This window comes from Pseudomonas sp. TE3911 (assembly GCF_054062775.1).
The window spans coordinates 5,722,596-5,735,681 of the sequence record NZ_JBSSFP010000001.1 but is presented as its reverse complement, the minus strand read 5'-3'; the positions used below and the strand labels follow the sequence as shown (position 1 = coordinate 5,735,681).

At 52.9% G+C, this 13,086-nt stretch carries 12 protein-coding genes, 1 tRNA gene and 1 pseudogene; 10 read left to right on the top strand and 4 right to left on the bottom strand.

Annotated features, from left to right (window positions below):
- Nucleotides 1-99: 99 nt before the first annotated feature.
- Nucleotides 100-360: an accessory factor UbiK family protein gene (locus ACVWXD_RS25985; RefSeq protein ID WP_095185195.1), complete on the top strand. Its 261-nt coding sequence runs from the start codon at nt 100-102 to the stop codon at nt 358-360.
- Nucleotides 361-585: 225 nt separating this feature from the next.
- Nucleotides 586-1,431 (top strand): annotated as a pseudogene (locus ACVWXD_RS25980) (YifB family Mg chelatase-like AAA ATPase); the annotation flags it as partial.
- 274 nt (nt 1,432-1,705) lie between these two features.
- On the opposite strand, the gene ACVWXD_RS25975 reads toward ACVWXD_RS25980, so the two are convergent.
- Together ACVWXD_RS25975 and ACVWXD_RS25970 are read right to left on the bottom strand one after the other, a co-directional pair.
- Nucleotides 1,706-2,824, bottom strand: a complete 1,119-nt coding sequence (locus ACVWXD_RS25975) for a hypothetical protein (RefSeq protein WP_457371494.1) — start codon at nt 2,822-2,824, stop codon at nt 1,706-1,708.
- Between the two features lie 398 nt (nt 2,825-3,222).
- Nucleotides 3,223-3,591, bottom strand: a complete 369-nt coding sequence (locus ACVWXD_RS25970) for a hypothetical protein (protein ID WP_457371493.1) — start codon at nt 3,589-3,591, stop codon at nt 3,223-3,225.
- Nucleotides 3,592-3,998: 407 nt separating this feature from the next.
- On the opposite strand from ACVWXD_RS25970, the gene ACVWXD_RS25965 reads away from it, so the two are divergent.
- From ACVWXD_RS25965 to ACVWXD_RS25950, 4 genes are all read left to right on the top strand, one after another.
- Nucleotides 3,999-4,793: a hypothetical protein gene (locus ACVWXD_RS25965; RefSeq protein WP_457371492.1), complete on the top strand. Its 795-nt coding sequence runs from the start codon at nt 3,999-4,001 to the stop codon at nt 4,791-4,793.
- Nucleotides 4,784-4,885: transfer RNA gene (locus tag ACVWXD_RS25960), tRNA-OTHER, on the top strand. The genes ACVWXD_RS25965 and ACVWXD_RS25960 overlap by 10 nt, the downstream gene beginning before the upstream one ends.
- Nucleotides 4,886-5,352: 467 nt before the next feature.
- Entirely contained in the window at nt 5,353-5,685 is a 333-nt protein-coding gene (locus tag ACVWXD_RS25955) for a BPSL0761 family protein (protein ID WP_457371491.1), read from the top strand.
- Nucleotides 5,669-6,430, top strand: a complete 762-nt coding sequence (locus ACVWXD_RS25950; protein WP_457371490.1) for an SIR2 family NAD-dependent protein deacylase — start codon at nt 5,669-5,671, stop codon at nt 6,428-6,430. Before ACVWXD_RS25955 ends, ACVWXD_RS25950 begins: the two co-directional genes overlap by 17 nt.
- A gap of 44 nt (nt 6,431-6,474) precedes the next feature.
- On the opposite strand, the gene ACVWXD_RS25945 is transcribed toward ACVWXD_RS25950, so the two are convergent.
- Nucleotides 6,475-7,452, bottom strand: coding sequence for a hypothetical protein (locus ACVWXD_RS25945; RefSeq protein WP_457371489.1), 978 nt, complete (start codon nt 7,450-7,452; stop codon nt 6,475-6,477).
- Between the two features lie 321 nt (nt 7,453-7,773).
- On the bottom strand, nt 7,774-9,489 hold the full coding sequence (locus ACVWXD_RS25940) for a hypothetical protein (RefSeq protein ID WP_457371488.1): 1,716 nt from the start codon (nt 9,487-9,489) through the stop codon (nt 7,774-7,776).
- Between the two features lie 298 nt (nt 9,490-9,787).
- Here ACVWXD_RS25940 and ACVWXD_RS25935 point away from each other — a divergent pair, with 298 nt between their 5' ends.
- The 4 genes from ACVWXD_RS25935 to ACVWXD_RS25920 all read left to right on the top strand — a co-directional run bounded on the left by ACVWXD_RS25935 (nt 9,788) and on the right by ACVWXD_RS25920 (nt 13,011).
- Complete coding sequence (locus ACVWXD_RS25935) at nt 9,788-10,366, top strand: hypothetical protein (protein ID WP_457371487.1); 579 nt, start codon at nt 9,788-9,790, stop codon at nt 10,364-10,366.
- A 243-nt stretch (nt 10,367-10,609) separates the two neighbouring features.
- On the top strand, nt 10,610-11,866 hold the full coding sequence (locus tag ACVWXD_RS25930; protein ID WP_457371486.1) for a nucleoside triphosphate pyrophosphohydrolase family protein: 1,257 nt from the start codon (nt 10,610-10,612) through the stop codon (nt 11,864-11,866).
- An 87-nt stretch (nt 11,867-11,953) separates the two neighbouring features.
- Nucleotides 11,954-12,403, top strand: coding sequence for a hypothetical protein (locus ACVWXD_RS25925; protein WP_457371485.1), 450 nt, complete (start codon nt 11,954-11,956; stop codon nt 12,401-12,403).
- Nucleotides 12,400-13,011, top strand: a complete 612-nt coding sequence (locus tag ACVWXD_RS25920) for an Nmad2 family putative nucleotide modification protein (RefSeq protein WP_457371484.1) — start codon at nt 12,400-12,402, stop codon at nt 13,009-13,011. The genes ACVWXD_RS25925 and ACVWXD_RS25920 overlap by 4 nt, the downstream gene beginning before the upstream one ends.
- The last annotated feature ends 75 nt before the right edge of the window (nt 13,012-13,086 follow it).

Sequence of the window (13,086 nt, the reverse complement as noted above, 5' to 3'; positions counted from 1 at the left end):
GCACAGCCCGATGCGCGAAAAGCGTGCGCTGCAGGCCGCGAAAAAGACTATAGACGCTGCGTGATACACTGCCCGCCAACAGTTTCCGGAATATTTCCCATGCTCGCGCCCAAAGACCTACTCGACGCCCTGAGCGGCCACGCCTCTCGCCTGTTCAGCGGCGAAACCCCTCTGCCCCGCAATGAAATCGAAAGCCAGTTCAAGGCCTTGCTGCAAAGCGGTTTCAGCAAGCTCGACCTGGTGAGCCGGGAAGAATTTGATAGCCAAATGGTGGTGCTGGCCCGCACGCGTGCGCGGCTGGAGAGCCTGGAGGCGAAGGTGGCTGAACTGGAAGCGCGGCTAACCCCAACGGCCGAGTAACTGACGCAACGAGGCCAAAATGTGGGAGGGGGCTTGCTCCCGATGGCGATGGGTCAGTGACATATTTATCAACTGACCCACTGCTATCGGGGGCAAGCCCCCTCCCACATTTGTTCTGCGTCGTTCTCTGGATACGTTCTGTAAAACCTCCCTCCCTCGCTAGCCCCACCCCTCGTCTACCCTTGAAAAACCCGCAGGAAGCGGCCTCTCTTTCAAGGAACGAGCATGTCCCTCGCCATCGTCCACAGCCGCGCCCAGATCGGCGTAGAAGCCCCAGCCGTCACCGTCGAAGTGCACATGGCCAACGGTCTCCCGTCCCTCACGCTGGTGGGCCTTCCCGAAACCGCCGTCAAGGAAAGCAAGGACCGAGTACGCAGCGCCATCCTCAACTCCGCCCTGCAATACCCCTCGCGCCGCATCACGCTCAACCTCGCGCCCGCCGACCTGCCCAAGGACGGCGGGCGTTTTGATTTGGCGATTGCACTGGGGATCCTCGCCGCCAGTGTGCAGGTGCCAGCGTTGATGCTCGATGACATTGAATGCCTGGGTGAGTTGGCGTTGTCCGGCGAAGTGCGTGCGGTCAAAGGTGTGTTGCCAGCCGCTTTGGCGGCGCGCAAAGCTGGGCGCACCGTGATAGTGCCGCGGGCGAATGCAGAGGAAGCTTGCCTGGCGTCGGGGCTGAAGGTGATTGCCGTGGATCACTTGCTGCAGGTGGTGGCGCACCTCAACGGACAAGTGCCGATTGAGCCCTATAAATCCGATGGTTTGTTGTACCTGAACAAGCCCTACCCGGATTTGAGCGAAGTGCAAGGCCAACTCTCCGCCAAGCGGGCGTTGTTGATTGCAGCAGCGGGCGCACATAACCTTCTGTTCAGCGGGCCACCGGGCACCGGCAAGACCTTGCTTGCCAGCCGCTTGCCCGGTTTGCTGCCTCCGCTGAGCGAGCAGGAGGCCCTGGAAGTGGCGGCAATTCAGTCGGTGGTCAGCCTCGCACCGCTGAGCCATTGGCCGCACCGGCCGTTTCGCCAGCCGCACCACTCTGCGTCAGGGCCCGCACTGGTGGGCGGTGGATGTGACATTTGGAAATAGATGCAACTAATCGGAAATAGATGCAACTTACGGGACGAAAGTCATAACGACTGATTTCTCATAACTTTGACTAAATAGGCATTTCAATATCCGGTCAGACAACCCAGAAAATCGCGTTCTAGCGGGCACATACCTGCTCTTCACGGACAAAGACCAGGCAGTTTGGAATTGTGTACGGCAAACGCCCGATGTACGAACGATCGTGAGGCGTTTTCGGTGGCGCTAGCGAATGAACTAGCCTCGGCATGCCATAGACCTACCAGTTCAACGGCTCCTCGGTCTGGCCGACGAAGGTAGTGCCATGCAGGAACGTGTTCCTTTCTTCAGTGGTGGTGAGAGGAAACCTGGCGTAGTGCGTGTGCGCCATTTGCTTCAACTGCTCTTTCAACTGCTCCTTCGTGCCATCGTCCTCAAGATTGCGCCCGTCCAGAACCTCATCTGGCATCATCTCGGTTAGGTCGATAGGCACCGCGTGAACTGTACCGATCCGCGACCGTAAGTTGACCGAGCAAAGCTCCAGCACCAGGCCGGCAATCCCTTTATTTAATAACTGCTTCAGGACCTTGAGCTTGTCCTTCGACGAGAAATTGTTCGTCTTGATCAGAGTGTTATAGTGCGGCTTGAAGTAGTTGATCAACCCTGCCTCAGCCAAGGACACGACCTCCTTTCTATCCAACCGAACGTTCCGCAAACGATCCATGTGGGCCGAATCCTGCTCATTAGAAGCCTGGGCCGCCACATTGAAGTCGCCGCCATTGCTGATGATCGTTTTGCCGTGCTCGAATCGGTACAGCAACAGCAGAACTTCGCGCTCGGGGAAATGCGTTGAGGTTTCGGCAAGGATCTGCTGCAACTTGTTGTGCGACAGCAGGCGATCCAAAGCATTGCGAGACGAGGTTCGGCCAATTGCCTGTCCCACATACAGCACCTCTAGATCGGTGTCGTGCGGCGTCAGCAAGCTTTTTGCGGCGGCAATAATCGCGTTCACGGCAATGAACTGTTTTCCCGCAGGCGTCATAATGATCAGTGACGTACCGTTGAGAGCCACCGCGACATCTTCGATCGGTATATCTGCAGGGATCGACGAACCGCAGATCTCGTAAACGAAAGGGACTGAGGTCATACCGTGTTCGCGCAGTACCAAAAACTCACCGGAGATTGTCCGCCCGTTCAAGGTAAATCCTTCGGGCTTCAAATAAATCCGCGGACGGCGAGCAATAAGATAGATGTTGCATCCTGAGAGTGCTTCTTTATGCGCCGGGTTGTCTTTGACGCGATAGAGGTCCGCTGGCGTAAGCATGGCAGGGAAGCTGGAGTAGAGATGAGTAGCTCCTTCCATGGAAAACTGCCGGATGATGTCGCCTAGGTTGGTCATGCGTTATTCCTATCATTAAGTGAGGTTGCCAGTGTGGAACATGACTTTTGCCATCAGCTCCAGACGAAGGAGACTGGTGTAAATCCCGGCCCGAAGAATGGCAGGTCATGATTTCAATTCTGAAGCAGCATCACATTTTCGAAAGCGGCTCGCCCTCTCCTGTCCCTGCGCCACCAATCCCGACAGATCCAGGATAATCAGAGTGCTTGATGGCGCAACGCTCCTGGTGCCGACCGCGCGGACCGCCCAGTCGAGCAGATACTCTGCCGAGAACTAAAAAAGCCTTCCACAGAGTGGCGGGCTTTGGTTATTGCAGCTGGCGAAAGAAAGGGGACATGTTTCTTCACAGTTCGACCGACCTTCCAAAAGGCGTCCGAGCAGATGCCAGCTGTAGTGCATTACTCATCTTCATCGAACTCCGCACCGATCCATGAAACATTGCCTTTGGCATTTCTACCCACCTCCAATAGAAATATCTGCCCGTTTAATCCCTGCTGTGAGAAATCAATCCCGTCATCAACAGGTGAGTAGCGTCGGCTGCCCGGCTGCTTTGGTCGGAACGCCGAGAGTAGATAACGGCAATTGTCAGCAAGCGATGTGAAGTAGCACCGGAGGTGGCCAGCGGCTGTTCGATCTGACCAAACTTTAAAGTCGAGCCGCGCTGCCCAGACACCCTCGGGAACATTCTTGTACTCGTACGAACGAGGCTCCAGCCCAGCCTCAACAGCGGCGTTGTAACTCAACGCGCGCCGTGGATCGTCTTCCATAGGTTTCCCTCTTTTTGATTGTGTTTTCAAGCTTAGGAGATAGATGAGCTTCACGTCCCGGAAAAGCATATCAGCGAGCGTTGGAGAGATATTGAAGGAGAAAAGAACGCACGATGAGGATCAGATCGATGCTACTGCCAGGGCCTATTGCCGGCGTCGCACGAGCAGCTGTCGTTGTCGCGGTGTGAGTCGTGTTGACTGAGGCCAACCTGCGCGCGGGCAGGTTCGGCCCACCTTTGGCACTTCAGATCAAGCATCGCCCCTCACCGATGTGCCGTTGTGCAGGCTCTGCCAGAGGGTACAAGCTTAGAATGAGAAGTCACTCAGCCCTCTCCGCCCGCTAGATATGGACGCCTGTGTGATGTTACAAAGGCAATTAATTTGGTGACCTGACTAAGAATATCGCCGTGAAGAAAGAATTTTCGACCGCTGCTTATCGCTCATTCAAAACGTTTGTTGGCGAGTTAACAGCTGTAGCCGCAGGCATCTACGTAGGAATACAGGAAGTCTTACCATCTGTAGACGGGCTCGGATTAGCTGACCCTTGGGAATTCGTAGCTGCGAAGCACAAAATAAAGCTAACCGGGCTTAAATCGGAGCGAGTGCTCAGTAGCACGATCCGACTGAACCTGGTCAGTCTTTACAGCGGGCTTGATCTGTTTTTTGCAGACACTCGAGGTCAGTTCTATCTCCTTCACGATAAGGAGTGGAAACAATTTGATGGCGATAGCGCATTGGCGGGCGTCGCACGCAACACACCGTCGACTAAGCAAATACACGAAAGCAGGCTCGGCTTGGGGCGTATCGCGTCTATTGATTATTATAGGTTCGTCCGTAACTCTATCGCTCACCCAAGCGAGGAGGCCGAGGCATTCGCGAAGAAATTTTATGCTGAAAATAAAGAGCTACTTGCCAGCACCGCTGAGAGCTACCGCATGAAATCAGTCCCCAGTCAAGTTGACTCCCTCAGCTTTCATGATATTAAGTATCTCGCGCGACTATCTCTCGATCTTGCTGCAGCCATAGACTTGGATTTCGATCCTGGGAACGAAAGGCTCGCCAAACTGGTGCCGGCAAAAATTTTGAAGTTGCCTAAAACTAAAGAACGAATTCATAATGCGCGCAAGGGTTGGCTTTCTGTCACGTACGGTATCAGTTCTGAGCGCGCAGAAACTATCCTGTCCCTCATTAAGACTCATTAGCTTAGTGGTTGAGCGTCCCCCTTCACAAGCGAATTGCACCCAGTTCGTTTGTGAAGGGGAAGGGTCCAGTTCGATTCTGGAATGAGTCACCAGCTTAAATTTTTCAGCTTGGTTTGCGTGTTGCTATTTGAATAATGGCAGTCAATCCCAACGCCAGTCCATACCTCAGGTAAGTCTGCCGTGGGTCAAGGAAAGCTGCAGAAGCGGCCATTCGCCTTACGCATCATAGATGACATCCAGAGATCCGGGGAACTCGCCGTACGAATGCGTCGACGATCGCATTACCCGAAGGCTTAGGGATACCTACTGGAGAGGAATCACAGCGAATGTCGATCACTCTCAATTCTGCAATCGAACAGCAGCCATCTTGGCCTTTTGCTGCTCCCTGACCACAGCCTGCTCATTTATCCGGGTCTGGATTTGGGTGTAGAGCTGGGCTCGCTCGTTGTCGCGGTCGGCCACCGTAGCCGTGGCCGAAGAAGTGCAGGAGCACCTAAAGCGGCAAAAAAGTGCAGATCGGCATGTCAGCTCAACAGAGCTAAACTGAAGATTGCCGAGAATGAGTACTCAACTACTCCTGCGCAATTGCTTTGAGGTCCTCAATATGAGCATGCCGAATGAACGCACAAGGGCAGTCATCCAGACGGGGGAATTTCTGCTTGAGCTATCCCAAGATTCATCTTTGCCCGAACGGATACGCCGTGACGCCAAATTTCTTCTGCGTCACTATCCAAATCCGTTTCAGATTCTGTTGGCGGGCCGGATCGAAGAGGCGTCAGATCCTGAAGTATCCCCGATGGGTCCGGTTTTCAGCTCCTCCACCGAAAGCAGCTATCACTCCCCGCTCGTTTGCGCTGCAGACGCGACCTCCCCAAATGAACGACTGGGATAGAGCTATCGGAGCCTTGAACTCCGCTCGAAAGGTCGTGTTTTTCACCGGAGCCGGCGTCTCTGCTGCAAGTGGGATTCCGACATTTCGCGACAAGCTCACAGGCTTTTGGGAGAAACTCGACCCTGAAAAGCTGGAAACGGCACGGGCTTTTCGAGAGAACCCTCAACTGGTTTGGGGTTGGTACCTGTGGCGGCGCTCCCAAGCTGGCCAAGCCCAACCAAACGCCGCTCATCTTTCGATTAGCCACTTGGCGAGCACCGGCATACAGGTTTCAGTTATCACTCAGAATATTGATGACCTGCACGAGCGCGCGGGATCTCAGAACGTCGTGCATTTGCATGGCAGTTTGATCAATCCGATCTGCTTTGCCTGCAAGCGTACGGCGGTACTCACGACTGATCAATTTCAGGTTTCTGCAGAGGGACAATGGGTAGAGCCGCCGCGGTGTACCCGGTGCAATGGGAAACTCCGACCTGGAGTTGTGTGGTTTGGAGAGGATCTGCCTTCCGGAGCTTGGAAAGCAGCATTGGCTGAGGTCAAAAATTGCGACGTTCTGATCTCCGTCGGGACTTCAGGAGTCGTCAGGCCTGCGGCGGATATTCCTGAAATCGCGTCGACATCTGGCGCGACGGTCATCCACGTCAACATTGCAGACGTTTGCCTAGGGGCTCCAAACGAGCTGATGCTCATTGGCTCGGCCGCGCAAGTGTTGCCTACGCTGTTGGAGGCAATACCCTCGCCATAGCACTGACAATGTCTTGGGATGAAACGCGACCGCTTTAGTAGCGCTTAATTTGCAGGCTTTCTTGGCTTATCGGCAGCAGTTTTCAGGTCTAAGAACTTACGCAAGAGCAACCCGGCCACTGCTTTGCAAACCGGCACCATGTTCGGTTTCAGCTCAGCTGTGCCGACATGGGCAATATTGTTACGTGCATCAGCAATGGCCAAGAGCAGTTCTAGGAGGTCATCACCAGTCTGAGGTTCGACCCTTTTCAGATATTCCCAAACGTAGGCGATTTGAGCTCGCTGGCCACTGTTCACGATGGATTTGCCATAAGCCAGCGGTCGCTCCAATACCTCCACGGAATGCTTGATGAAGGCAGGGTCTTTGACCACGACCTCGATGACTTTATAGAAGTTGAGCAACGCGTCCGATTCAAAATTTCGGGTCTCCAGCCTGAGTCCCGAGGACATCAATTCCACCAGGCTCTGGATCTTCTTCTCAAGCGAGTATCTGGCGAACATTGCTGTGGCGTCCTGCAACGACTTCAAGAAACCATCGAACACCTCCACCGACAAAGGCTCAATTTTGGGCTGCTCGCCCGAATGCTGGCTAACCCGGAACCATCCATGGGGTGTACGGATTCTCAGATTCAAGGTTGACGGCACAACCGTAAATTCTTTGCCGGCCAGGGTTAGGCTGACCTTGAGAAAATCGACGAGTTGGTGATTCAGCTTCACCAGCTTCACGATGGCTGTGGTGTGTTCCGACTCAAGGAGCTCCTCTGATACTTCGTAGCTGTACAATATCTCAACCGTATAGAACGCTTCGGAGCGGATATCCTCGTCAAGTTCGACACTGTGAACCTTGATGCCCGAGCCAATCCCAGCGTCTGAAAGGTCGAATTTGAACCGTGTTTCCACGCTTTCATCGTAAGCAAAGTTGGCAGCCCCTTCGTTTAACGCCTGAAAAGCCTTGGCTCGAATGAAACTGAAATTGGTAAAGATCTCTAGATTGGTCTTCAGTTCCACCACACCGTCTTTCATGCAGTGTCCTAGCGACTCAAACCATCTTTCCATAACAGCCTCACTTCCCATTGAATAAAATTCAGGCTTCGATGCCCACGTAATTGGTGCCGTTCTCGGCAAGTAATTCCACGCCACCCACAACATCTGAGAGCGAGGATTTCAGATTTTCCACCCACGTCTTGAACTTTGCCTCCCAAGTGATGGTGCGACAGGTAAATGGCGAAAACCGTCAGGCCATGCAATCGATACCCATACCGACCAAAACGGCCGCCTTGGGCTCTGTACCGTCGCGATACATAAATATCCATCACCCCCCCAGAGTAATGACGGGCAAGTTACTCAAACTGAACTCGGTTCCTGTAAACGCGTTGAAAAGTTATTCAGGGTCTCACCTAGGAATTGACGGTATTCGAAAGGTGAACAGGTGATACCGAGGGTTGTGTATTCAATGTCTTCTTCGCTGGTCTCAATGTGGTCGTGATCCTTATCAAAATGTACGCCTTCCCGCGGCAGCCATTCCAAGGATGCGCTCCATGCGCCAAATTGTTGAAGGTTTTCTGCTCGCTCCAAACCTTCCTCGGCGATGTACTTAATCAATACAGGAAGATCGATATCTGCGCTCTTGGCACCGCCGAACCCTTCGATAATCACCGCACCATACACCTGCCATGAGTCATCCGACTGAATGCCAAATACATTTTCCAGCAACTCGCTCATGTGTGATTTGACCAAGTTGTACTTCCTGCGCAGCTGAAGAACCTTTTCGCCACAAACCTTCTTCCGGTTCTGGACCTCCCGGGGGTCTCCGGGCGGAAGCATCCATCGCAGCTCGCCAATAAATACAGATTTGCTTTCTCGGTCCACCAATACTAGGTCAAGTTCCTCAGTATCGCTGCCGAGGGCCACGTTGATGTTTGCCTTGTGGACCGGCCACCTTTTACTGATCTTGGAGAGAATGTCCGCCACCATTTCGTGTTCGAACAGACCGCTCTGAGCGTCGAATTTTTTAGGCTCCTGACGAGCTTGCAAGGAGAGTAAATTCCGCTCCATGTGAGAGGTAATGACATGTACGCAGGGAATGGCGAGCCTCCGGCGTGCAATTTTGATCAGCGGTTGCAGCGCAGGATCAGGTACATCGACATGATTTCCAAACGTGAGACGATCGACAAAAATACCAATGACAGCGTCGTCAATCGAGGACAATTCACCGAGGTCGCTGATCAGTTGCTCCCTATCCAGGACCAACACCAATGATTCATGGCCACCACCTTTCAACATAAACTTGCGTGCACCGAATTCAACAACGGCAAGGTGATACATACACCGTATCGCCAAGGCGTTAAGTAACAGCGTCGTCTCATCGCGACCGCCCCATTCAAACGTCCAATCCTTTGGTATGAGAAATGGTTGCTGGCACATCTCGAGCCCAAGTTGGTGCGCAAAATGAGGTATGTATTCATAACGCAAAAGTCGATTCTTTAAGGTGACAGTCTCTGCAATGAGTTTGATGATGAGAGGGAGATCGTCCTCGGCTTTCAGCCAAGAGAGCAGATCCATCGAGTAAGTTATAGTCCCTGGCTCGATGTGCCCAATGACTTCGAGCACGGAATAGCACGAATCATGATACACGTCATCAAGCACTTCGAGCTTGATGACGTTATCCTCCAGCTTTAGATCGACTTTCTTGTCGTACACTGAAGAAACTATCTGCAACGCAGCACTGTATTTATTTCCTTCCCAAATGACAGTCATCGCGCGACGGTACAGATCTCCTACTATTTTTCGAGGGACCTCGTGATTTGAGTCACTCTTGACTTCAGATTTAGCTCGTAACAGTGCATGCTTTATTGAATATTTAAGCCGATCCACCAGGTCTTCAAGCCGCTGATGCAGCGAGTCATCCTTTGCAGCGCTACGGAACATCCACATCTGGTGATCTTCAAATGCAACCAACAGGTACCACGCGACTAGTGTCCAGTCCAAGTGTGGTAAATCAAGCGAAAGAAATCGTTCATCTATAAGTTTTTCTACCTTTTCAAGAAGCGCTTTATCCATCGGTCTCATTTCCATATGGGTTGGCTTATGCCTTGCCGATGAGCCGACTGACTCTTCACGCGAAGCAGGGATAATCTCGATCACCGTTTCTATCAGATTAATCGCTACTGGCCAACAGCCACTCTCATTGATTTTTTTGACGTTGAGTCAGCTTCATGACCCGACGTTTATTTTCTCTGCGAGTCAATGCACTTCGACCTACAGCAATTCCCGACGTTGCCGACAACAATCAATGAAGCTCGCTCGTTGAGCTTTACATCTTCTAGGATCAATTCCGATATCCCTAAGGACACCATCGATGCTCGTCGCTCGCTTCAAAAAACTCTCTCCAGCCATGAAAGTCCTGGCCGCCATTGTTTCATTTTTCGGAAGTGTAGCCGGCATCGCTGCCATCTACCTCACCGTTAATCCGCTCACCAATTTTAATCCTGACGTAATTGGTCGATGGGAAAGTGATTATTCATACCCAGTAACCGGAGGGATACTCAATTTTAAAGGGCATACCAACCTCTTTCACGAAGGCAAATACAATGTTTCTGGTGTGATCACAATTGAAGGCAAGATTGACGAGCAGGCCTTCAAGTTCAGCTACAACGTGGTGGGTGCAGGCAACTGGTCCGCCGACAGCAAACGGATGTCCATCACGTTGCAAAACATTCATTCGTCCACAAAATCCATCGAGGTCGCTGGGATGGACATCAGTCCAGATCTGGTCGAAAAGCTGTCGGGTAAACCTGCTCCGGCACTGAGCGACGCCTATCCGAGCGGCATGTCTGATGAATATGGGCTGAAATCCGTCTCCCATGAAACTGTGGTGCTACAAGCAACAGACCCATTCGGCAAACCCTTTCAGATCGAGATGCATCGCCAGTCATAACTACCCTTCCATGTCGCCTGGAGGGGCCTCCTCCAACAAGACCGGATGGCTGCAACAGCCATCCGCCTGTGATGCATAGGAATTCACAAATTATTGTCACTGTTTGTTGCGGCAGCGCACCACTCCGTCTGATTCTGCTTACCCAAGGCTTGTGTACTGAACATTGGATCCATCATGCTGATGGCAGATCGACTTCGCTCTCTTCACCGTCGATCTTGGGATTTCAGATCAGCAGGAGCATGCATGGACGCACATACTTCACCTTCCCCGCCTGACCGGATCGATCCATCCAAAACACCCGAACAATTTGTCATTTTGCCATCCGAGATTCGCGACGGCTGGATGAGCATCAGCACCTATCAGCAGATTGCGAAAACAACGGACAAGCTTCCTGACCAAGGATTGGAACTGACCGTTTTAGGGCTGTTCGGCGAGGTCGGCAGCCTTCTTAGCGCCTTCAAGAAACGGCAACGCGATCGGGCGGCTTTCAAACGCTATAACGCAACCATCCTAGAGGAGCTTGGGGACACGCTCTGGTATTTCTCGACACTTGCCTCCCGCGCTCACATCGACCTATCTACGATCGCTCAACTGGCGTTCCGCAAGCTGGCCGATTGGAGCAGCGTGAAGCCGGCAGACCCGTACCTGGGATTTGCAGACGTACAGAGCCGCCAAGGACATGCCGTTCCTGAGGAGTCATTCAGTGCTCAGGTACTCGATCTCGCCGGCTGTGTTGGCGACCTTCTCAATGATTTCAAGACCGGAATATTCGATCACAACCGCGACAAGCTCTCCGCGCATATGGTGGAGATATTTCGGGCCTTGGTTGCTGCAGCGGACTCAGCCGATGTCGACATGGGTGCGGCTGCGCTTGAGAACCTCAAAAAGACTTTTAGTCGATGGCCTGCGCAGACAACCTACCCGCCACGCTTCGATACCAATATGCCCAAAAATGAACGACTACCTCCTCGGCTGGAGTTCTACATTGCGGAAGAGACGGCAGGCGAGAAGCAATACGTCATTCAGAAGTGCAACAAGATCATCATTGGCGATCGCCTGACAGACAACAAGATGGAGCGTGATGACTATCGCTTTCACGATGTCTTCCACCTGGCGTTCGCTGTTCATCTGGGATGGTCACCGGTACTCAGGGCGCTCCTTCACCTAAAACGGAAATGCGACCCTGAGCTTGATGAAAATCAGGACGGCGCTCGGGCGATCCTCATTGAAGAAGGTGTCGCCACGTTCATCTTTGGCCGCGGCCTCGAATGTGATCTGTTCGAAAAAGTGGATCACGTCGACTACGACCTGCTGAAGTCCATTCAAGATTTCGTCCGTGGCTATGAAGTTGCTTGGTGCGCACTGTGGCAATGGGAAAAGGCGATCATGGACGGTTTCAGTATCTTTCGGGAGCTCGTAGATAAGCGAAAAGGCTATGTGATGGCTGATTTCGAGAATCACACGATCAGCTTTCGCGAGGGCAATGACGACGATGAATAGCCATCGCCGATGCAATGTAGCGCCGAACACCGTGCGCTTCCTGTGGTTCACCTAACCAACCCACCATGCAGTCGAGGAGTTCCATTCATGAGTAGCGGAAAAGCATGCATCGTTTTCACGGACGGTCTCGAGCCGAAAGCCCAGGCGGTCTCTCAACAATTAAACGAACAAGGTTATGAGGTCTGTATGGCCGAGGCCGAGCAAGAGCAAGTCGAAGCCGCGCAAGCGGGGCATGCTGTTCCCGCAGAAATCCAAAGCTGTATCGACAATGCAACGATCAGCATTTTTCTGATTCCGGAGGAAGATTACGGGTGCTTGGTAGGTGCCGCCGAGCATGCCGCAGCACGTGGTAAAAACATCGTGGTCATCGCCGAAAACGTCGAAGAACTACCGCAGGTATTCGACGACCATGCCACCTCAGTACTAACGATCGACAGCCCTCGACTGAGTGATGTCATCCAGGGTGAGCAGGTTTGGGAGCGCGCAGACGGAAGTCCGGCCCCAGAACGTGAAATCAATCGAGTTAAGTGCCAATGAGTCGCGTGCCAAAGGTCTTTTCGTACAAGCTGGTAAGGGATTATGGCTTTGCGCCGAATCCGTTTCACGGTATCTGCACTCTGGGTACTTGCAAACCACAGATCAGAAGATCTGCCGAGGTGGGGGACATTATCGTCGGCTGCGGCAGCGTCGCTCTGAACTTGGAGGGTCGGGTTATCTTTGCAATGCGGGTTTCCCAAAAACTTCCCTTCCAAGACTATTGGGATCATGAAGCCTTTCGGATCAAACGGCCCAACTTGCGCGCAAGTAAAAGCCTGGCCTACGGGGACAATATCTACCATCGGGATGGCGAAGACTGGGTTCAGGCGGACTCCCATCATAGCTTAGCGGGAGGACTGGTGAACCCGGCTAATCTTGAACGAGACACACACGCTGACAACGTTTTGATCGCTGAGGAATTCGTGTATTGGGGAGCGAACGCGGTGGAGATTCCCGAGCATCTACGGCGCTTCGAAGGGGACGATCTCTACCCCAATTCTCGAAACTACCGGAACACATTCTCTGAAGACTTCAGGACTAAAGTGGATGCCTGGTTCAAGGCCATCCCGGATCGAGGCTATCTCGGCCGGCCAGCGTCCTGGCGGTAAAATGCTCACCCGGTCGTAAACCTCGCTACAACGCCAGGGTTGCGCCTTAAACTCTTTAGGGGAAGACGTTGGCCA